Source organism: Lentzea sp. NPDC058450 (assembly GCF_042721395.1).
Classification (GTDB): Bacteria; Actinomycetota; Actinomycetes; order Mycobacteriales; family Pseudonocardiaceae; genus Lentzea.
This window is the reverse complement of the sequence record NZ_JBHXLO010000028.1, coordinates 1-19,407: the sequence shown is the minus strand read 5'-3', so window position 1 is coordinate 19,407 and position 19,407 is coordinate 1. Positions and strand designations below refer to the sequence as shown.

The window sequence follows — 19,407 nt, the reverse complement described above, 5'->3', positions numbered from 1 at the left end:
CTCCCGGGCACGCCCCTTTCGCCGTCTCCAGAACCTTCAAGCCAGGTTCGGCAACCGCGGGAATGGCAAGTGGGTGGCCTTCGTGCACGCGGGCCGCACCCAGATACACATTCGCCATAAAAATCACAAAGGGTCACCTGTTAGTGCAGGTGAGCGTTGGTGATCTTAGGCTGTACGAGTGGACGTTAGCTAAATGAGACGTATGTGTGTAGCCGTGTGTGCGAGTCTCTCCCTGCAACTCATCTGGGGGGATGAGAAGTAATAGTCCAAACGAGGGGGGAAACCTCATGAGTGGCCAGCACGAAGGTTTGTTGTCAAACATCGTCGACAAGTTCAAGGACATGTTGGACGGGGACGACGACCGCAAGGAGAAGGCCCCGGAGCCGGAAGACCCGCCGCTGACTCCGCAGTGCTGCGGCATGCCTCCCGGGCACCCGTTGATCGGCGACCCGAAGCTGCTGACCGAGGGTCCGGTCGAGCACGACAAGGACTGCCCGAACCACCCGGACAACGCCTCGAAGCAGGAAGTCCTCAGCTAGGTCACGCTGTGCGCTGTCCTTCGGCCGGCCGCAGCGCCTGGTTGGAGGACAGCGCCATTCGGGGGCATGTGGTGTGATGATCACATGCCCGCTCGTGCCTTGAACACAGCGCGCGAGTTGTACCTGAAGGGATCGGCGGAGCAGGGCCAGTACCGGGTCCCCTCCGCGATTCGGCTCCTCAAACGTGCGCTCGTGCACGCCGACCGTGCACCCGACAGTCCCCAACGGACTGAGCTGCGGGTGCGGATCCTCTACAACCTCGGCCGATGCGTCGGCGAGGCCAGCGGGATGGACGCCGCCGTCGAACTCTTCGACGAGGCACGGCGCGATGTCTCCCGCATCACCGATCCGTGGATGTCGGCGCAGCTGTCGGGCAGCATCGACTACAGCCAGGGCGTTCTGATCATGCGCCGAGGGCAGCCGGAGAAGGCGGTCGCCTGGTACGGCCCGTTCATCGACTACGCCGAAGCGCTGATGCGCGACGAGCCGGAGCGGATCGACATCGAGCTCGCGCAACGGCTCGCTTCTTCCTTGATCGCCAGGGCATTCGCGAACGCCGCGATCCGTCGCACGGATCAGGCGGTGGTCGATCTCGAGCGCACCCTCGAACTCTCCCGCGAGCACGGTCTCGACGACCTGTACCCGTACGCGATCTACGCGCTGGCCAACACCTACAAGCAGAGCGGTGATCTCGCCGAAGCCCTGCGTCGCTACGAAGAGGCGGAGCGCCTCTTCCGAGCGAAGGAGTCGTACTCGCTGCTCTCGGGTGTTCAACTGGACCAGGCCGAAGCGCTCATCATGATCGGGCTGTTCGACGAGGCCGGCGTGCACCTCGACGAGGCGTTGCCGGTGATGCGCAGGGAGAAGCTCAAGCAGGGTGTCGCCGAGGTCGAGATGTTCCGCGCGTCGGCGGCGCTGCTGGACGAGCAGTTCGACCTCGCCCGCCGGATGGCCAAGGCCTCGATGCGCAAGCTGGAGAAGCGCGGCAGCACCTGGTGGATGATGGCCGCCCTGATCGAACTGTGGGCGCACGCCATGCAGGCCAAGCGAGTGACGAACGCGTTGGTGCAGAAGGCCCTCACCGTTTCGGGCCACCTGGAGGCGAACCACCTCCTCGACGAGGCCCGGCTGGCGAAGCTGCTCGCGGCCCGGCTGGAGATCCGCCGGCGACGGCTCGGCGCGGGAGAGGAACTGCTGCGGCAGCTGCCAGGTCCGCGCGCGGTCACTCCGATCGACCACCGCATGCAGCGCAGGCTGGTGCTCGCGGAACTCGGCCTGGCCAAGGGCAACCGTCGCGCGGCTTTGTTGCACGCCCGCAAGGGGTTGGAGGAGCTGGGGCAGGTTCGCGACCAGCTCGGCGGGCTCGAACTGGTGTCGGCCACCGCGGTGCACGGGCGTGAGCTGGGAGAGCTGGCCATCCGCCTGGCGCTGGAGAACAACGACGCCAGGCAGCTGTTCGTCTGGCTGGAACGCACACGTGCGCAGACCTACCGGTACGAACCGCTGGAGAGCGTGGAGAACGCCGAACTGGCCGAGCGGATCATCGAGGTGCGCGGGCTGGGTCGTGACCTGATGCGCGCGGGCCTCGACGGCAGGCCGACCGCGGAGCTGCGCGGGAAGTTGTCGAAGGCGCAGCGCGAAGCGAACAGGCTGGGCTGGAACGCCCAGCGCTGGGGCCGCCCGCGGCCGATGGCAGGGCTCACCGAGATCGTGGCCGGGCTGGGCGACCGGGCGATGGTCAGCTTCGTCGCCGCGTCCGGCGAGATGGTGGCCCTGGTGATCGCGGGCGGTCAGGTTCGCATGGTGCGGCTGGGTGACGCCTCCGAGGTGCTGGAGAGCGCGCGCAAGCTCCACTTCGATCTCAACGCGCTTGCGCCTGATCACCTGCCGCCGCCGTTGGTGCAGGTCATCGGCGCGTCCGCGCGCAAGCAGGCGGACGTGCTCGACTCGTTGCTGATCAAGCCGCTCAAGGCTTTCATCGGCGAACGGGAGCTGGTCGTGGTGCCGACCGGGTCGCTGTACGCGGTGCCCTGGGGTGTTCTGCCGAGCCTGCACGGCAGGCCTGTCGCCACGGCGCCGTCCGCGACCGCGTGGCTCGCGGCCGCCCAGCCCGGGAAGCCGAAGACCGACAAGGTGTTGTTGGTTCGGGGGCCCAGTTTGCAGTTCGCGGACGGCGAGTTGGATCGGCTGGCGGCTCACCACCGGCGGGCCACCGTGTTGTCCGGGGAGGACGCGACCGCGGCCGAGGTGCTGGCGCATCTGGACGGCGCTGATCTTGTGCACGTTGCGGCTCATGGGGAGCACGAGAACGAGAACGCGTTGTTCTCGCGGCTCGAGTTGGACGACGGGCCGTTGTTCGCGCACGAGTTGGGGCGGTTGAAGACGCCGCCCGCCCATGTCGTGCTGGCTGCCTGTTCGTTGGCGTTGAACCGGATTCGGCCTGGTGACGAGGCTCTGGGGTTTGCCGGGGCCATGTTGGCCGGGGGGACTCGGACGGTGGTGGCGGCCGCCAGCAAGGTCGGGGACGAGGCCAGTGCGGCGGCCATGGCGGACTACCACCGGGCGTTGGTGGCCGGGGCGGCGCCGGCTGTGGCGCTGGCCGAGGCGATGGCCAAGGATCCGTTCCGGCGGCCGTTTCTCTGTCTGGGGTCTGGCTAGGCCGTTCGGGTGGTAAAGAGCGTTCGGCGAACTGAACGCGCTGGTCAGTGGTGGGAAGAACGCCAGGTGTGCCCTGTGGTTGGTGAACTTTTCTCGCCTGACCTGGAGAGTCTGTGCCACTCTCGGGAGTGACCGAGGGGATGCAACGGCCCGCCTATCGGCTCTAGTCGATGCGCGGGCCGTTGTGCGAGAAAAGTCCGTATGCGACGAACTCTGCTCGCCGTGATCTTGGCGGCCGCCGCGGTGGTGGCGGCGCCGACGACAGCAACGGCGCAACCGTCCGGTTCAGATCGAGAGCCTGGCAACGGGCCCGAGCGCAACGAAGTCGCCACCTTGGACAGCGCTTTCCTGAGCGTCCAGGCGGCACAGGGGGAGAACAGGCCCGACAGATACCTGGGGTATCCGCGGAAGACGGCGCTCAGGACGTATCCGGAGAACGCGGCCGACAAGTCGATCAAGCTCGGACTTCAGCCGTACCACGCGCTCGCGCCGAAGCTGAACGCGTTGCAGCAGAAGAGCAACAGGGTGTCGGTGGAGGTCGTCGGGCAGTCGACGCTCGGCCGCGACCTGTACCTCGTCACCCTCACGGCGCCGGAGAGCCCGGCCGAGACCCGGCTCCAGGAGTTGTTCCGGGCCAATGTCGAAGAGGGTCGCAAGATTCCGGACAGCCTCTACAAGGCGCCGATCTGGATCAACAACAACATCCACGGTGACGAGTGGGAGGGCACGGACGGCGCGTTGCGCGTCATCGAGCACCTCGCCACGAGCAACGACAGGGAGACGAAGAACCTGTTGCAGCGCAGCAGGATCTACTTCAACCTCACGGCCAACCCGGACGGCAGGGTCGCCGGCACGCGCGCCAACAACGCCGGGTTCGACCTCAACCGCGACTTCGTCACGAGCTCCCAGCCCGAGAACCGGGCCATGCAGGAGATCGTGGAACGCACCCAGCCGTTGATGATGCTCGACGAGCACGGATACGTGGCGAACACGCTCATCGAGCCCACCACGCCGCCGCACGGCCAGAACTACGACTTCGACCTGTACATCAAGCACGGCTACGAGAACGGCCTCCAGATGGAGAAGGCCGTGCAGGCGCTCGGCCACCCCGAGGCCGCGAAGCCGGAGATCCCGTTCCGCGACTACCCCGTCGGCGAGTGGGACGGCTGGGCGCCCATCTACACCGCCCAGTACTCGATGTACCACGGCGCCGTGTCGTACACGATCGAGATCCCGATGCGCGTCAACCGCGCCGACTACGACGCCCTGCCCGCGCAGGAGCTCCAGCGCCGGTCGAAGATCAACACGGACGTCGTCGAGGCCACCATCAAGACGACGCTCGACTACGTGGACGACAACCGGAAGAGCCTCATCGCCAACCAGACCGAGATGTTCCGGCGCGGTGCGAACGGCGAGAAGCAGCGGTACATCCCGGACGGTTTCGTCCCGGGATTCGGACCGGAGGACCGCTTCGTCACGGAGTTCCCGCGCGCCTACGTGATCACGAACGACCGGTCCGCCGCGGCCACCGCACGGCTCGTGGACCAGCTGGTCCGGCACGACGTGCGCGTCGAACGGGCGGAGAAGCCGTTCACCCTCAACGGCAAGAAGTACGCCGCCGGGTCGTACGTCGTGGACATGCACCAGCCCAAGCGCGGTCTCGCGAACGTCATGCTGGAGCAGGGCGCGGACATCTCCGACAAGGCGCCGGTCATGTACGACATCTCCGGCTGGAGCCACCGGCTGCTGTGGGGCGCCTCGGTCGACGTGGTCAAGAGCGGCCAGTTCCGCTTCGACGGGAAGCCCGTCACGGCCGCCGCGCCGACCGGTGACGTCAGCGCCGCACCGGGCGCCGACCTCGCCATCACCCTCACCGACCAGAAGGACGTCAGCGCGGTCAACGACCTCCTCGGACGAGGCCTCGAACTCCGCCGCCAGGACGACGGCACGGTCGTCGTCCCCGGCAGGGACAGGTCTGCCGCCAAGGAGGTCGCCGACCGCTACGGCGTGCGCTTCGCGACCGCCAAGCCCGGCGGACAACCCCTGCAGCGCAAGACGATCGCGGCCGCCGTCAGCGCCGACGAGCTGCAGGTGCTGCGGGAGTCCGGGTTCGACGTCCGCACGATCTCCACGGCCGTGCTGAACGCGGGCTTCGACTGGTCGCGGATCGACGCGCTGTACGTGGGTTCCGGCCTGAGCTACGCGGGCCTCAACGCCACCGCCAAGGCCGCGCTGGACGACTTCCTCAAGCGCGGCGGTGTCGTCACGCGCGGCGCCACGGGCAGCAGGTTCAACGCCGACGCCAAGCTCCTCCAGGCGACGGCGACGGCCGGCTGGGAGGACGCCAACGGCGTGGTGAACGTCGTCAACGGCAACGGTCCGATCGGCGCCAACGCGCTGCCGCACTCGTTCGTCTACTCCCCGCAGTGGTTCACGAACCTCGGCACGGGCGTGACGGTCGAACAGCGCTACGGCAGCACGGTGATCGCTGCGGGCCACTGGCACGCACGAGACAACGGCACCGGCGGCCAGGACGCGGCAGCAGGTCAGGCCGCGGTCGTTTCCGGCACGGCGACGAACGGCGCACGAGTGGTCCTCTTCGGCACGGAACCGATGTTCCGCAACCACCCGAAGGGCCTGTACGCGCAGGTAGCGCGCGCTCTGTTCTGGAGCAGCACCCGCTAGGGCAAAGCGAAGGGCGGGGAGGCCCCGACGCCATCCCCGCCCTTCTTGCACATACCCCGCACCTGGGTGCCCAGCGTCACCCAGGCCTAAACCTCAGCGGCCCCAGGCGGCAGAAAACCGTGCGCCGACAGGTCGAACCAGTTGCCCTCGGGATCGATCGCCCGGTACTCGGCGAACGGTCGGTCGCCACCCCGCAGCGCCGGACGCGGCTCCAGCGTCTCCAGGTACGGCTCGACCGACTCCACCTGGAACCCGAAGTGGTTGAACCCGGTCGGCACGTCCCCGTCCAGCCGCTGCTGGATCAACGCCAGGTTGATGTACCCGTCGGTGACGAAGTGGCTGCCGTCGGGATCCGTGTGGAACAACGACATGCCGAACTTCGAGGTGTAGAAGTCGGCCATCTCCTTCGCGTCCTGCACGACGAACGCGATGTGCCGCAACCGGGGCCTGCTCATGACTTTCCCTTCGGGACCATGTTGTGGAACGCGGCGATCTCCCACCCGTCCGCGCGCCGCACGACGACGGCCTGCGCGTGGGTGGTGATGCCCGCCGGGGCGATGGAGGACGTGACGTGCACGACCGAGATCTCCGAGGTCAACGGCCTGACCAGGCTGATCTCGGCACTCAGCTTGGTGTCGCGGTACGGCCCCGCGAACAGCGCGGCGTGCCCGGCGGACACCGCCTGCCGCCCGAACAGTTCCTCACCGCGGACGTTCACGAAGTCGACGTCCGACGCGAACACCGACGCGAACGCCAGCGCGTCACCGTCGGCCCAGCCCTGCTCCATGCGCCGCCACAGCGCGTAGATCTCTTCGGTCATGAGTGGTTCGTCCTCAACGGCAGGCGCAGGCACTGGGCGTCCCACGCGGCGAGCGAGTAGTAGAGGCCGCCGTGACGGCGTTCGAGGTAGCAGACGACGTTCACGGGCCATCCGCTGTTGCGGAACATGTGCTCGTCCATCGGCGTCGGGCTGTCGCTCAACGGCCGGTTCCGCTCGCACTCGGGCCCGAGCCGGTGCCAGTCCGGGTGCAGGTGGATCGACCCGAGCACGTCCAGGTCCCGCGCGTCCGCCGCCCGCGTGATCGTCAGCAGGTCGGCGGGGTCGAGCCACCACGCCCGCACCGGGTTCTCGTACGCCGTCCCGAACCGCGGCACGATCGTCGACGAGAACTCCTCGCGCGCCGACGGATCCGTCAGGCGCGCGTTGCGGCCGAACGCCACCTCCGTGACCACGGCCTCAGCACCCTCGGAGCGGCCGAGCAGCACCGCGAAACACGGTCTCGGCTCGTCCTCGGTGATGAACGAGTATTCGGCGGACGCGGCCTCCAGAAACGTTTTCACTGCCCGATCCGAAAACAGCACCGCGTCGGTGCGCGTCGGGCGCTCGGCCAATTCCATCACGTGACCGAACGTATCGAGACCGCGCTGTCTCACGACAGATCGCGAAGGGTTTTTACCCTATTACATTGAGCGATAACATCAGTCGCATGCGTCTGGAAGTGCGGCACCTCGAACTGGTCGTGGCGATCGCCGACTGCGGCAGCCTGCGCAAGGCCGCCGCCCGGCTGCACCTCACCCAGCCTGCCGTGACGACGCAGCTCAAACGCATCGAGGACCACCTGGGAGGCGCCCTCTTCCTGCGCGCGGCGGACGGCGTCAGGCTCACCCCGACCGGTCAGGACTTCGTCCAGGAAGCGCGCTCGATGCTCACCCAGCTCGTCTCCCTGGAACGCGTAACGCGCCGTAACGCACAATCCGACAACGCTCCCACCAGGCTCGCGGGAATCCCCGCCTATCACTTCGGACTACTGGTCGGCGCGTTAAAGGACAACGTCACGAGTCGCACCATCAAGGAGACCGGCACGCTCACCGCGTTGCTCACGACCGGCGAACTCGACATCGCGGTGATGCGTCGATTTCCCGGTACTCCGCTCGCCCTTCCGCCGAACGTCGGACACCGGTTGCTCACCCGCGAACCGTTGTTCGCCGGCGTGCCGGACCACCACCCGCACGCCCACTCGAGCGAGATCGGGCTCGCGGCCCTCGCCGACGACAAGTGGGTCATGCCCGAGCCCGACGACAGCGGCATGAACGCCCACTTCGCCCGCGAGTGCGCGGCGGCGGGCTTCGAGCAGCGGATCGCGCACTTCAGCAGCGAGGCGCACGTCGCGCTGACGTTGATCAGGGAGTCCGGCGCGGTCTGCCCGCTCTACCCGGTCGGCGGCACCCCGCCCGGCGTCGCGCGCCTGCCGATCACCGGCAACCCGCTGGTGCGCGAGGTCGTGCTGGCCTGGCGCACGGACGCCCCGGTCGCCGAGGAGGTCGACGACCTGTGCGAGCAGGTCGCCGCCGGCTACCTGCGGCTGGTCGAGGAGAGCGACGTCTACGCGCGCTGGTGGCACGCGGGAGGAGCCGAGTTCGCGCTCAGCCCTTAGACCTCAGTCCTTGGTGCCGCCGCCGTTGTTCGGGCGCACGATGATCACGACCCGGTCGTCCGACGACACCGGCTTGCCCCCGGCCTTGTTCACCGTGCCGACCAGCGACGCCGACTCGTTCAGCATCTCCGCCGGCCCGAGCAGGCCGAACCCGTCCTCGGCCATCGCGATCTCGGGCTTGCCCGTGAACGACCCGGCGGCGTTCATCGACAACGACTGGTAGCCGGGCGACTTGGCCGTGTTCACCGACAGCTGGTCGGTGTAGGACGAGCAGCCCATCACGCCCGGCCGCTCCGGCCACGACCACGCGGCGTCGCCGAGCTTGCCCGGCACGACGCGGTAGACGACGTCGGCGGACGCGGCCCAGTCCGTCACCCAGATCTTCGAGGTGTCGGCCGAGACGCACAGCCCACCGGGTAGGCGCAGGCCGGACGACACCACGGCGGTGCCGGCTGTCGGGTTGCCCTGCGCGGGCTGGCCGGAGCCGTCGATGCGCAGCACCTTGCCCGCGAGCGAGTTCGGGTCGGCGGCGAGCGCCGGGTTCCCGGCGTCCCCGGTCGCGACGAGGATCGCGCCCTTGCGGTCGCTCGCCAGCACGCCGCGGTTGCCCGACGGGCCCTTCGGGATGCCGGTGAGGATCGGCTTGGGCGTGTCACCGGGGGCGATGCGCAGCACCCGGTTGTCCGTCGCGGTCGTCACGTAGACGTACGCGAGCTGGTCCTCGGCGAACGTCGCCGACAGCGCGAGCCCGGTCAGGCCGCCGTCGGTCGACGTGTCGACCTCCAGCTGCGCCACCACGACGGGGTCGACGTCCTTGGCCACCTTGATCAGGCGCCCACCGCGTTCGGTCGCGTACGCGGCGACCCCGCCCTGGGCGTCCGCGCCGATCGGGGCGACGCCGGTGACGGTGTCGAGGCACGTGGCCACGACGGCCGGGTGGTAGTCCTTGCAGCCCTGCGGCGGCGGCACGCTCTGCGGCGGAGGGTTGCGGCCGGGGTCACCGGGCGACGGGCGGTACTCGCCCGGCAGCTCCGGCTTCGGCCCCGCCTGCGGGGTCAGCTGCGGTTGCGCGCTCCACTGCGTCGGCGCCGGCTCATCGGGGAAGCTCGCGCAGCCGGCTGCCAGCAGGCAGACGGCGGTCAGCAACGCAACGGAACGAACCACGTGACCCAGGTTAGGTGTGCGACCGTGAACCCGAAGTGAACGCCTCCGAAGTGGCGAAGTCGACCGAGCGCACCCGGCCCTCCAGCAGGTCGAGCTCGTCTGCCACCACCTCGGGCGCTTCGAGCGGCAGGTAGTGGCTGCAGGGCAGCACCCGCAGCCGTGCCTGCGGCAACGCGCCGACGGGCCCGGACATGCTCTCCGTCGTCGCCAGCAGGTCGTCCCGCCCGGCCAGCAGTGTGACCGGGCACACGATCGGGGACAGGTCCTGCCGCGGCGTCTCCCCGAGCGCGAGCGCCAGCGTGAAGTACCAGCGCCAGTCGTGCTGCAGGAACCGGCTCACGGCGTGCGTGACGGCCTTCGGGTCGCTTGACGGCTTGATCACCCCGCTGTGCCGCAACAGGAACGTCGTCGCGTCCGTCACCGGGACGCGGTGCAGCACCTGGTCCAGCACCGGACCGGCCTGCTGCAACAGCTTCGTGCCCGTGAGCCCGACGAGCCTGCGCACGTTCTTGGGGACCAACGGCAGCATGGCGTCGAACGAGTCGCCCGGCGCGCCCGCGACGAGCAGCAGGCCCGCCACGCGTTCCGGATGACGCAACGCCAGCTCGGCCGCGATCGTCACGCCCATCGACCAGCCCACCACGACGCACCGCTCGATGCCCGCGTCGTCCAGCACGGCGAGGGCGTCCTGGACGTGGTCGTCGAGCGAGATGTTGCGCTCGTCGACGGGCCGGTCGGAGCCCATGGTGCCGCGCATGTACCAGCTGACGAGGCCGGGGCGATCGGTCAGCGACGGCCACGACTCGGGGCCTGAGCCCACGCCGGGGCAGAGCAGCACCGGTGTGCCCTCGCCCGGTGCCTGCCACGTTCGGATCTTCGTGCCGTCCCACGCGATGATGTCGTGCTCCCGCATGGCAGACATTCTGACGTACGTTGACCACGTGACGCTCACCGTGCTCGTGCCAGATGATTTCGGAGTTCAAGCGCTGTCTCAGGTGGACGGTGTCCGGACGGTTCGTTACGTGCCGGGGGAGCCGTTGCCCGCCGAGGGCCTGAACGCCGAGGTCCTGATCCCGAGGTTCCTCTCCGGCACCGACCCGCGCGAGGTGTTCGGGCAGCTGCCGAACCTCAAGCTCGTGCAGCTGCTCAGCGCCGGCGCGGAGAACTTCATCGGCAAGGTGCCCGACGGTGTGATGCTCTCCACTGCCCGCGGTGCCCACGGGGGCAGCACGGCGGAGTGGGCCATCGGCGCTCTCCTAGCCATTTATCGAGACTTCTTCGTCTTCGAGCAGGCGCGCGTCGAACGCCGCTGGGACTACCACGGCACGGACACCTTGCAGGACAAGAAGGTGCTCATCGTCGGCGCCGGTGACCTGGGGGAGCAGCTGCGCAGGCGCCTCGAACCGTTCGACGCCTCGGCCACGCTGGTCGGCCGCACCGCGCGTGAAGGTGTGCACGGTCAGGACGAATTGCCGGACCTGCTGCCCGAGTTCGACGTCGTGGTGATCTTCACGCCGATGACGGAGGAGACCCGGCACCTCGTCGACGCCAAGTTCCTCGCCGCGATGAAGGACGGCGCGATCCTGGTCAACGGCGCGCGCGGGCCGGTCGTCGACACCGACGCGTTGCTGGCGGAGCTGAACTCGGGACGGCTGCGCGCGGCCCTCGACGTGACCGACCCGGAGCCGTTGCCCGCCGATCATCCACTGTGGACGGCGCCGGGGCTGTTCCTGACCCCGCACGTGGCCGGGTCGTGCACGGGCAGCGGGCACCGGGCGTACGCCATCGTCCGCGCGGAGATCGCGCGGTTCGCCGCCGGTGAGGAACCACGCAATCTGGTGCAGGGGACGTACTAGGCCAACTGGGTGAAATTGGGCTGCCGTTCGGCTCTGGCGCGCCCGCACGTGGCCCCCTAGCGTGCGGGCGTGGCTACTCACGACAAAGGCTCGGCGGGTTCGAGCGCGTTCTCCGACGACTCGTTCTACTCGGGCGGCGGTGGAGTGCACCACTTCGACGACGGCACCATCAGAGCCGGGTCGGACGTCACGTCGCCGTACGACTCGACGACCAAGTCGTTCGACACGACGGGCTACACGCCGCTCGACGTGTCCACTGTGGACGACCGGGACGACGACCTGTTCGCGGACGACCGCAAGAAGTTCGGCTGGACGGCCGGACCCGACCTCGGCCTGCTCGGGCTGCGCGCGGTGCTCGGCGGCATCTTCCTGCTGCACGGCCTGCAGAAGGTGTTCGGGCTCTTCGGCGGGCCCGGCATCAACGGCTTCGCGCAGTCGCTGGAGAAGATGGGCTACCGCGAGCCGACCGTGCTGGCCTGGGTCACCGGCGTCACGGAGCTGGCCGGCGGCGGCCTGATCGTGCTCGGCCTGTTCACCCCGCTCGCGGCGGCGGGCCTGCTCGCGGTGATGGCCAACGTCATCGCGCTCAAGTACAAGGGCGGCTTCTTCGGCCCCAACGGCGTGGAGCTGGAGCTCGCGCTGGCGGGCATGGCGTTCACGGCGTTGTTCGCCGGGCCCGGGCGTGCGGCGCTCGACTACAACCGCAGCTGGTTCCGGCATCCGCTGGCGGCCGGGTTCATCGCGCTCGTGATCGGCGCGGGTGGCGCGGCGGTCACCTTCTTCGTCTTCCGGTAGAACACCCGGATGCGGAAGAACGTGACGGGAGCGGCGCTCCAGCTGGCCCTGCTGGTGATCGGGTTCCCGATCGTCTACCTGGTGTCGTTGCCGTTCGGTCTGACCGCGAAGTCCCTGCTACCGCCGCTCGGTCTCCTGGCAGGCCTCGTCATCAGCGGCGTCATGGTCAAGAAAACGGAGCAGCCCGTCAGCGGTCCGCTGACGGGCTGGCTCGTGTTCGGGATCTGCGTGGCGCTCGCGTTCGTGCTTTAGAGATCCGGGTTGCGCACGGCGCCGGTCGACGCGTCGGTCGCCATCCGCGCGTACGCCCGCAGCGCCGCCGTCACCGGACGGATCCGGTCCACCGGCTGCCACGGCCGTTCGGAGGCCTCCATCTTGGCGCGGCGCTCGGCCAGCACGTCGGCCTCCACCAGCAGTTCGAGCCTGCGCTCGTGGACGTCGATCAGGATCCGGTCGCCCGTCTGGACCAGGCCGATCGTGCCGCCGCCCGCCGCCTCCGGCGAGATGTGGCCGATCGACAGGCCCGACGAACCGCCGGAGAACCGGCCGTCCGTGATCAGCGCGCACTTCTTGCCGAGGCCCGAGCCCTTGAGGAACGCCGTGGGGTGCAGCATCTCCTGCATGCCGGGGCCGCCGGACGGGCCCTCGTACCGCACGACCAGGACCTCGCCCGCCTGGATCTCCTTGTTCAGGATCGCCGAGACGGCCTGCTCCTGGGACTCGACGACGCGCGCCGGGCCCTCGAAGTGCCACAGCTCCTCGTCGATGCCGGCGGACTTGATGATCGCGCCGCGCTCGGCCAGGTTGCCGCGCAGCACGGCCAGGCCGCCGTCCTTGGTGTAGGCGTGCTCGACGTCGCGGATGCAGCCACCCGCGGCGTCGGTGTCCAAAGAGGACCAGCGGTTCGACGTCGAGAACGCCTGCGTCGTCCGCACGCCACCGGGAGCCGCGTGGAAGAGCTCCAAGGCCTCCGCTGAGGGCTCCGAAGCACGGATGTCCCACTTGCCGAGCCACTCGGCCAGCGTCGGCGTGTGCACCGACGTGACGTCGTCGTTCAGCAGGCCGCCGCGGTAGAGCTCACCGAGCAGCGCGGGGATTCCACCGGCCCGGTGCACGTCCTCCATGTGGTAGTCGCTGTTCGGCGACACCTTGGACAGGCACGGCACGCGGCGGGACAGGTCGTCGATGTCCTGCAGCGTGAAGTCGATCTCGCCCTCCTGCGCGGCGGCGAGGATGTGCAGCACGGTGTTCGTCGAGCCGCCCATGGCCATGTCGAGCGCCATCGCGTTCTCGAACGCCTTGCGGTTCGCGATCGACCGCGGCAGCGCCGACTCGTCGTCCTCGCCGTACCAGCGCTTGCACAGCTCCACGACGACGCGGCCGGCCTCGGAGAACAGCTCGCGGCGCGCGGCGTGCGTGGCCAGCGTCGAGCCGTTGCCCGGCAGCGAGAGACCCAAGGCCTCCGTCAGGCAGTTCATGGAGTTCGCGGTGAACATGCCGGAGCACGAACCGCAGGTCGGGCACGCGGAGCGCTCGACCTCGGAGAGCCCGTCCTCGCTCACGGCGGGGGAGGCGGACGCGGAGATCGCGGTGATCAGGTCCGTCGGCGCGACGGCGACGCCCTCGACGACGACGGCCTTGCCGGCCTCCATCGGGCCGCCGGACACGAACACGACGGGGATGTTGAGGCGCATGGCCGCGTTGAGCATGCCGGGCGTGATCTTGTCGCAGTTCGAGATGCAGACGATCGCGTCGGCCTGGTGCGCGTTGACCATGTACTCGACGGAGTCGGCGATGATCTCGCGGCTGGGCAGCGAGTAGAGCATCCCGCTGTGGCCCATGGCGATGCCGTCGTCGACCGCGATGGTGTGGAACTCGCGCGGCACGCCACCCGCTTCTCGCACGGCGTCGGCCACGATGTCGCCGAGATCGCGCAGGTGCACGTGACCGGGCACGAACTGCGTGTAGGAGTTGGCGATCGCGATGATGGGCTTGCCGAAGTCGCTGTCCGTCATGCCGGTGGCGCGCCAGAGGGCGCGGGCTCCGGCGGCGTTGCGACCGTGCGTGGTGGTGCGAGAGCGGAGCTGAGGCACTGCTCCTCCAGATTCAGTTCAAGAAAAGTGCGCGCGGGACGGCCGGGTGAGGCGTCACCAAGTCTGGGAGCGGTGCCTCAAAGGCTACTCGTGCGCAGACTCGCCGCGACCAGCAGATAGGCCAGTGCGAGCGTGATCACGTGCACGGCGGTGCACCACAGGCAGATCTTGCCGATGATGAGGAACTCCGCCGCGACCAGGTAGACCACCATCAGGACACCCACGCCGACCGCCCCGAGGCGCACCCACTTCAGCGCGTCGATCCGCCACGCGAACGGGAGGCAGATCACGGTCAGGAAGGCGAAGAACGCCAGTCCGAGGAACGCGACGGGGACGCCCAGCAACTCCGACTGGTCGCTCGTGGTGACCGTCTCGCAGTCGACGACCGCGTCGGCCGAGCACAGCAGCGCGCTCGCGTTGAAGTGCGTGTACGTCAGGTAAGCCGAGGTCAGCAGGCCCGCGATGGACAGCAGCAGGCTCAGCAGCGGAACTCGTCGGATCACTTCTCCGACTCTACGACTTCCTCGGTCTTCTCCTCGGCAGGCTCGACCGCGGGCTCCTCGGCCTCAGCGGGCTCCTCCTGGACCGTCGGGTCCGGCACGAGACCGCCGCTCACCACGTGCAAAGCCGGCAGGTGCATGAACCGCACCGCGGGCAGCGTCACCTCCGTGGCGTCCTGCCGGACCGCGCGCAGCCACCCCTTCTGGACGAGGCGGATGTACTTCACGTCCGTCCACTTGAGGGTCGTGGTGCCGAACGCGCCGCGCGCCACGATCTCCTCCTCGGTGACCGTCGTGCGGTTGCGGAGCACCCAGTAGGCGTAGCCGAGCGGGAGCACGTACAACGCCTGCAGCCCGGGGATGGCCCACGCCACAGGAGTCACGCAGATGGCGATCAGACCCGCCGCGAGCAGGGCCGTTGCCGGGATGCGAAAGACCAGCTTCTTCACTCGGACGATTGTTCCACGTCCACGATCCGGGAATTCCATCTCGCAGAGTTGACGCCCTCTTGTCAGAGGCGATAACGTCCGGGACATGCAGCGCACGCTCGTTCTCGTACTTCTCAGGCGCGTCGACGCCTGAGCCGAACAGCCTGCGTCGACGCGCGACCCTCGCACGACCCAACTTCGGGTTGTCGAGGGTTTTTTCGTGTCCGGACCCCGAAACCCACGAGGCAATGATGACCAGCGCACCATCGCGACAGGCTCCCGAGCCCACGTCGCCACGTCCAGGTCCGCGGCCCAAACCGGCCCCGCCGACGGGCGCACCGATTCGTGTAACCGGTGCTCAGTCGCTCGTCCGGTCGCTCGAGGCGGTCGGCTGCGAAGTGGTCTTCGGCATTCCCGGCGGGACGATCCTTCCCGCGTACGACCCGCTCCTGGACTCCACGAAGGTCCGGCACATCCTCGTCCGCCACGAGCAGGGCGCAGGACACGCGGCGACCGGATACGCGCAGGCCACCGGCAAGGTCGGGGTCTGCATGGCGACCTCGGGGCCGGGCGCGACGAACCTCGTCACCCCGCTCGCGGACGCGAACATGGACTCCGTGCCCGTCGTCGCGATCACCGGCCAGCAGTCGCGGCCGCTGATCGGCACGGACGCCTTCCAGGAGGCGGACATCTGCGGCATCACGATGCCGATCACCAAGCACAACGTCCTCGTGACCGACGCCGCGGAGATCCCGCGGGCGATCGCGGAGGCGTTCCACATCGCGGCGACCGGCCGACCCGGCCCGGTCCTCGTCGACATCCCCAAGGACGTGCTGCAGGAGCAGACCAGCTTCTCGTGGCCGCCCGAGATGCGCCTGCCCGGTTACCGGCCGACGACCCGGCCGCACGGCAAGCAGGTGCGTGAAGCCGCCAAGCTGATCGTGGCCGCCCGCAAGCCCGTTCTCTACGTCGGCGGCGGCGTCATCAAGGCCGACGCCCACGCGGAGCTGCTGCGCCTGGCCGAGGACACCGGCATCCCGGTCGTCACGACGCTGATGGCGCGCGGCGCGTTCCCCGACTCGCACGACCAGCACCTGGGCATGCCCGGCATGCACGGCACCGTCGCGGCCGTCGCGGCGATGCAGAAGTCGGACCTGCTGGTCGCCCTCGGCGCCCGGTTCGACGACCGCGTCACGGGCCAGCTCGGCTCGTTCGCCCCGGACGCGCAGATCATCCACGCCGACATCGACCCGGCCGAGATCTCCAAGAACCGCCGCGCGGACGTCCCGATCGTGGGCGACTGCAAGGAGATCATCACCGAGCTGATCGACGCCGTGCGCACCGAGCGCGAGACCGCGAAGGCCGTCGACCTCTCGCCGTGGTGGGAGACGCTGAAGTCGCTGCGCGAGACGTTCCCGCTGGGCTACGACTGGCCGGAGGACGGCACGCTGTCGCCCCAGTTCGTGATCGAACGGATCGGCGCACTGTCCCCTTCGGACACGATCTACACCGCGGGCGTCGGCCAGCACCAGATGTGGGCGGCGCAGTTCGTCAAGTACGAGCACCCGCGCACGTGGATCAACTCCGGCGGCCTCGGCACGATGGGCTTCGCGGTTCCGGCCGCGATGGGCATCAAGGCGGGCGAGCCGGACCGCACGGTGTGGGCCATCGACGGCGACGGCTGCTTCCAGATGACCAACCAGGAGCTCGCCACCTGCGCCATCGAGGGCCTGCCGGTGAAGATCGCCGTGATCAACAACGGCAACCTGGGCATGGTCCGCCAGTGGCAGACGCTGTTCTACGGCGAGCGGTACTCCAACACGGATCTGGGGACGCACAAGCACCGCATCCCAGACTTCAAGCTCCTGGCGGAGGCACTCGGGTGCGTCGGTCTCCGCGCCGAGTCGCAGGCGGAGGTGGACGAGGTGATCCAGAAGGCGTTGGAGATCAACGACCGTCCCGTCGTCGTCGACTTCGTCGTCGGCAAGGACGCCCAGGTGTGGCCCATGGTCGCGGCGGGCACCGGCAACTCCGAGATCATGGCCGCCCGCGGCATCCGCCCCCTGTTCGACGAGGACATCTGATGACCAGGCACACGCTGAGCGTTTTGGTCGAGGACAAGCCCGGTGTGCTCGCACGCGTCGCCGGCCTGTTCTCCCGCCGCGGCTTCAACATCGAGTCGCTCGCGGTCGGCCGCACCGAGTACCCCGACATCTCGCGCATGACGATCGTGGTGTCGGTCGACGAGCTGCCCCTGGAGCAGGTGACCAAGCAGCTCAACAAGCTCATCAACGTCATCAAGATCGTGGAGCTGGAGCCGACGGCCTCCGTTCAGCGGCAACTGGTGTTGATTAAGGTTCGTGCGGACGCGACGGTGCGGTCGCAGGTCCTCGAAACCGTGCAGCTCTTCCGCGCGAAGGTCGTCGACGTCTCGCCCGAGGCAGTCACGATCGAGGCAACGGGCACTTCTGAGAAGCTCGACGCGTTGTTGCGCATGCTGGAGCCCTACGGGCTTCGCGAGATCGTCCAGTCCGGCATGGTCGCCATCGGCCGTGGCGCTCGTTCCATCACCGCCACCGCGGTTCGTTAGAAACCAGACAGAGGGAAATACAGTGAGCGTTGAGATCTTCTACGACGACGATGCCGACCTGAGCGTCATCCAGGGCCGCAAGGTGGCCGTGATCGGGTACGGCAGCCAGGGTCACGCCCACGCGCTGTCGCTGCGCGACTCGGGCGTCGAGGTCCGCATCGGCCTGCAGGAGGGCTCCAAGTCCCGCGCCAAGGCCGAGGAAGAGGGCCTGGAGGTCGGCACGCCGGCTGAGGTCTCCGCGTGGGCCGACGTGATCATGATCCTGGCGCCGGACACCGCGCAGCGCCACATCTACGCCAACGAGATCGCCGCCAACCTCAACGAGGGCGACGCGATCTTCTTCGGCCACGGCTTCAACATCCGCTACGGCCTCATCACCGCACCGTCCGGTGTGGACGTCGCCATGGTCGCCCCGAAGGGCCCGGGCCACCTGGTCCGCCGCCAGTTCGTCGACGGCAAGGGCGTCCCGGCGCTCATCGCCGTCGAGCAGGACGCCTCGGGCAACGCCCAGGCCCTCGCGCTCTCCTACGCCAAGGGCATCGGCGGCACGCGCGCCGGCGTCATCAAGACGACGTTCAAGGAAGAGACCGAGACCGACCTCTTCGGCGAGCAGGCCGTCCTGTGCGGTGGCGCGTCGGCTCTCGTCCAGGCGGGCTTCGAGGTCCTCACCGAGGCGGGCTACGCCCCCGAGGTCGCGTACTTCGAGTGCCTGCACGAGCTCAAGCTGATCGTCGACCTCATGTACGAGGGCGGCATCGCCCGCATGCGCTACTCGATCTCCGACACGGCCGAGTTCGGTGACCTGACCCGCGGCCCGCGCGTCGTCACCGCGTCGGTGAAGGAAGAGATGAAGAAGATCCTGGCCGAGATCCAGGACGGCACCTTCGCCAACGAGTGGGTGGCCGAGGACGACAACGGCCGCGCGAACTACAAGAAGCTCCAGCAGGAGGGTGAGAACCACCCGATCGAGGTCACCGGCAAGAAGCTCCGCGACATGATGTCCTGGGTAGACCGTCCCATCACCGAGACGGCCTGACGCTTTCTCACCGAGATGGCCTAGCGCCCTCTCACCAGACCTGCCGCGACCGGTGTCGCCAGGTCACCGAGGACTTTCCTCAAGGGAGGCCCGTGGAGCGCGTGTGACGCCCCACGGGCCTTCCGCTAACTTCTTCCGCATGAGTGACAGCGCGCCGATCTACGACGACAAGGCCCACGTCCGCGGCAAGCTGGACCTGCGCAACGCCGAGTGGAAGCGCCCGCCGGAGCCCGAACCGGAGGACGGCCACGTAGAGATCGCGTTCGTCGAACACACCGACGGCGCCACCTACGTCGCCATGCGCAACTCCAAGCAGCTCGAACCGGTCCTCACGTTCACCATGGCCGAGTGGGACGCCTTCGTCCTGGGCGCGAAGGACGGCGAGTTCGACGAGCCGTGGGATCAGGAGAAGTAACCGCGGTCGCCACCGAACCGCAGCGGTCAACGCAACCGCAGTCGTCAACGCAAGGCGACCACCTACGCAAGCCAGGCGCGCGCTCGCAACCGGCAGCCGTCAACGCAGGCCAACCACCTACGAGGCCTGGCACGCGATGCCGAAGGCGAGCCCGAACGGGCTGATGCCCGCCACAGAGCCGGTTCCACCGCTCAAGGCGATTGGGGCTTGACT

19 protein-coding genes are annotated in these 19,407 nt (G+C 68.7%); 11 read left to right on the top strand and 8 right to left on the bottom strand.

Annotated features, from left to right (window positions below):
* The first annotated feature begins 311 nt into the window (after nucleotides 1–311).
* The 3 genes from ACFWNN_RS33650 (at nucleotide 312) to ACFWNN_RS33640 (ending at nucleotide 5,882) form a co-directional block, all read left to right on the top strand.
* Complete coding sequence (locus tag ACFWNN_RS33650) at nucleotides 312–539, top strand: hypothetical protein (RefSeq protein WP_382443982.1); 228 nt, start codon at nucleotides 312–314, stop codon at nucleotides 537–539.
* Between the two features lie 84 nt (nucleotides 540–623).
* A complete protein-coding gene (locus tag ACFWNN_RS33645; protein WP_382443981.1) occupies nucleotides 624–3,197 on the top strand; it encodes a CHAT domain-containing protein in 2,574 nt (857 codons plus the stop codon).
* Nucleotides 3,198–3,398: 201 nt separating this feature from the next.
* Nucleotides 3,399–5,882 (top strand): M14 family zinc carboxypeptidase, encoded by a 2,484-nt coding sequence (locus ACFWNN_RS33640; RefSeq protein WP_382443980.1) that lies wholly within the window; start codon nucleotides 3,399–3,401, stop codon nucleotides 5,880–5,882.
* A gap of 86 nt (nucleotides 5,883–5,968) precedes the next feature.
* Here ACFWNN_RS33640 and ACFWNN_RS33635 read toward each other — a convergent pair whose 3' ends face one another.
* From ACFWNN_RS33635 to ACFWNN_RS33625, 3 genes are read right to left on the bottom strand one after another with little or no spacing between them, the layout of a single operon-like run.
* A complete protein-coding gene (locus tag ACFWNN_RS33635; RefSeq protein ID WP_382443979.1) occupies nucleotides 5,969–6,337 on the bottom strand; it encodes a VOC family protein in 369 nt (122 codons plus the stop codon).
* Nucleotides 6,334–6,702 carry an SgcJ/EcaC family oxidoreductase gene (locus tag ACFWNN_RS33630; RefSeq protein WP_382443978.1) on the bottom strand — a complete coding sequence of 123 codons (369 nt, stop codon included), beginning with the start codon at nucleotides 6,700–6,702 and terminating at the stop codon, nucleotides 6,334–6,336. Before ACFWNN_RS33630 ends, ACFWNN_RS33635 begins: the two co-directional genes overlap by 4 nt.
* On the bottom strand, nucleotides 6,699–7,223 hold the full coding sequence (locus ACFWNN_RS33625) for a hypothetical protein (RefSeq protein ID WP_382443977.1): 525 nt from the start codon (nucleotides 7,221–7,223) through the stop codon (nucleotides 6,699–6,701). The genes ACFWNN_RS33630 and ACFWNN_RS33625 overlap by 4 nt, the downstream gene beginning before the upstream one ends.
* 146 nt (nucleotides 7,224–7,369) lie before the next feature.
* On the opposite strand from ACFWNN_RS33625, the gene ACFWNN_RS33620 reads away from it, so the two are divergent.
* Nucleotides 7,370–8,317, top strand: a complete 948-nt coding sequence (locus ACFWNN_RS33620; protein ID WP_382443976.1) for a LysR family transcriptional regulator — start codon at nucleotides 7,370–7,372, stop codon at nucleotides 8,315–8,317.
* Nucleotides 8,318–8,320: 3 nt separating this feature from the next.
* On the opposite strand, the gene ACFWNN_RS33615 is transcribed toward ACFWNN_RS33620, so the two are convergent.
* Together ACFWNN_RS33615 and ACFWNN_RS33610 are read right to left on the bottom strand one after the other, a co-directional pair.
* Nucleotides 8,321–9,481: a PQQ-dependent sugar dehydrogenase gene (locus ACFWNN_RS33615; protein ID WP_382443975.1), complete on the bottom strand. Its 1,161-nt coding sequence runs from the start codon at nucleotides 9,479–9,481 to the stop codon at nucleotides 8,321–8,323.
* A gap of 10 nt (nucleotides 9,482–9,491) precedes the next feature.
* Nucleotides 9,492–10,394: an alpha/beta fold hydrolase gene (locus ACFWNN_RS33610; RefSeq protein ID WP_382443974.1), complete on the bottom strand. Its 903-nt coding sequence runs from the start codon at nucleotides 10,392–10,394 to the stop codon at nucleotides 9,492–9,494.
* On the opposite strand from ACFWNN_RS33610, the gene ACFWNN_RS33605 reads away from it, so the two are divergent.
* The 3 genes from ACFWNN_RS33605 (at nucleotide 10,393) to ACFWNN_RS33595 (ending at nucleotide 12,384) form a co-directional block, all read left to right on the top strand.
* On the top strand, nucleotides 10,393–11,337 hold the full coding sequence (locus ACFWNN_RS33605) for a 2-hydroxyacid dehydrogenase (protein ID WP_382443973.1): 945 nt from the start codon (nucleotides 10,393–10,395) through the stop codon (nucleotides 11,335–11,337). The two genes, ACFWNN_RS33610 and ACFWNN_RS33605, sit on opposite strands and share 2 nt — an antisense overlap.
* Before the next feature lie 69 nt (nucleotides 11,338–11,406).
* Entirely contained in the window at nucleotides 11,407–12,132 is a 726-nt protein-coding gene (locus ACFWNN_RS33600) for a DoxX family protein (protein ID WP_382443972.1), read from the top strand.
* A gap of 9 nt (nucleotides 12,133–12,141) precedes the next feature.
* Nucleotides 12,142–12,384, top strand: coding sequence for a hypothetical protein (locus tag ACFWNN_RS33595; protein ID WP_382443971.1), 243 nt, complete (start codon nucleotides 12,142–12,144; stop codon nucleotides 12,382–12,384).
* Here the strand turns inward: ACFWNN_RS33595 and ilvD are convergent.
* From ilvD to ACFWNN_RS33580, 3 genes are all read right to left on the bottom strand, one after another.
* Entirely contained in the window at nucleotides 12,381–14,225 is a 1,845-nt protein-coding gene (gene ilvD, locus ACFWNN_RS33590) for a dihydroxy-acid dehydratase (protein WP_382443970.1), read from the bottom strand. The genes ACFWNN_RS33595 and ilvD overlap by 4 nt on opposite strands.
* A gap of 77 nt (nucleotides 14,226–14,302) precedes the next feature.
* Nucleotides 14,303–14,728: a vitamin K epoxide reductase family protein gene (locus tag ACFWNN_RS33585; RefSeq protein ID WP_382443969.1), complete on the bottom strand. Its 426-nt coding sequence runs from the start codon at nucleotides 14,726–14,728 to the stop codon at nucleotides 14,303–14,305.
* Nucleotides 14,725–15,174 carry a PH domain-containing protein gene (locus tag ACFWNN_RS33580; RefSeq protein ID WP_382443968.1) on the bottom strand — a complete coding sequence of 150 codons (450 nt, stop codon included), beginning with the start codon at nucleotides 15,172–15,174 and terminating at the stop codon, nucleotides 14,725–14,727. Before ACFWNN_RS33580 ends, ACFWNN_RS33585 begins: the two co-directional genes overlap by 4 nt.
* Before the next feature lie 230 nt (nucleotides 15,175–15,404).
* Between ACFWNN_RS33580 and ACFWNN_RS33575 the strand changes: the two genes are divergently transcribed.
* The 4 genes from ACFWNN_RS33575 to ACFWNN_RS33560 all read left to right on the top strand — a co-directional run bounded on the left by ACFWNN_RS33575 (nucleotide 15,405) and on the right by ACFWNN_RS33560 (nucleotide 19,194).
* Nucleotides 15,405–17,237: an acetolactate synthase large subunit gene (locus ACFWNN_RS33575; RefSeq protein WP_382443967.1), complete on the top strand. Its 1,833-nt coding sequence runs from the start codon at nucleotides 15,405–15,407 to the stop codon at nucleotides 17,235–17,237.
* Complete coding sequence (gene ilvN, locus ACFWNN_RS33570) at nucleotides 17,237–17,743, top strand: acetolactate synthase small subunit (RefSeq protein WP_030467896.1); 507 nt, start codon at nucleotides 17,237–17,239, stop codon at nucleotides 17,741–17,743. The genes ACFWNN_RS33575 and ilvN overlap by 1 nt, the downstream gene beginning before the upstream one ends.
* Before the next feature lie 22 nt (nucleotides 17,744–17,765).
* Nucleotides 17,766–18,779 (top strand): ketol-acid reductoisomerase, encoded by a 1,014-nt coding sequence (gene ilvC / locus ACFWNN_RS33565; protein WP_382443966.1) that lies wholly within the window; start codon nucleotides 17,766–17,768, stop codon nucleotides 18,777–18,779.
* A 139-nt stretch (nucleotides 18,780–18,918) separates the two neighbouring features.
* A complete protein-coding gene (locus tag ACFWNN_RS33560; protein ID WP_382443965.1) occupies nucleotides 18,919–19,194 on the top strand; it encodes a DUF397 domain-containing protein in 276 nt (91 codons plus the stop codon).
* Nucleotides 19,195–19,407: the final 213 nt, after the last annotated feature.

Bases quoted from the DNA above. Each gene is read 5' to 3' on its own strand.
- ACFWNN_RS33645 (WP_382443981.1), top strand. From the start codon at position 624: ATGCCCGCTCGTGCCTTGAACACAGCGCGCGAGTTGTACCTGAAGGGA.
- ACFWNN_RS33575 (WP_382443967.1), top strand. From the start codon at position 15,405: ATGACCAGCGCACCATCGCGACAGGCTCCCGAGCCCACGTCGCCACGT.
- ACFWNN_RS33635 (WP_382443979.1), bottom strand. From the start codon at position 6,337: ATGAGCAGGCCCCGGTTGCGGCACATCGCGTTCGTCGTGCAGGACGCG.
- ACFWNN_RS33620 (WP_382443976.1), top strand. From the start codon at position 7,370: ATGCGTCTGGAAGTGCGGCACCTCGAACTGGTCGTGGCGATCGCCGAC.
- ACFWNN_RS33560 (WP_382443965.1), top strand. From the start codon at position 18,919: ATGAGTGACAGCGCGCCGATCTACGACGACAAGGCCCACGTCCGCGGC.
- ACFWNN_RS33595 (WP_382443971.1), top strand. From the start codon at position 12,142: ATGCGGAAGAACGTGACGGGAGCGGCGCTCCAGCTGGCCCTGCTGGTG.
- ACFWNN_RS33605 (WP_382443973.1), top strand. From the start codon at position 10,393: ATGGCAGACATTCTGACGTACGTTGACCACGTGACGCTCACCGTGCTC.
- ilvN (WP_030467896.1), top strand. From the start codon at position 17,237: ATGACCAGGCACACGCTGAGCGTTTTGGTCGAGGACAAGCCCGGTGTG.
- ACFWNN_RS33630 (WP_382443978.1), bottom strand. From the start codon at position 6,702: ATGACCGAAGAGATCTACGCGCTGTGGCGGCGCATGGAGCAGGGCTGG.
- ACFWNN_RS33610 (WP_382443974.1), bottom strand. From the start codon at position 10,394: ATGCGGGAGCACGACATCATCGCGTGGGACGGCACGAAGATCCGAACG.
- ACFWNN_RS33640 (WP_382443980.1), top strand. From the start codon at position 3,399: ATGCGACGAACTCTGCTCGCCGTGATCTTGGCGGCCGCCGCGGTGGTG.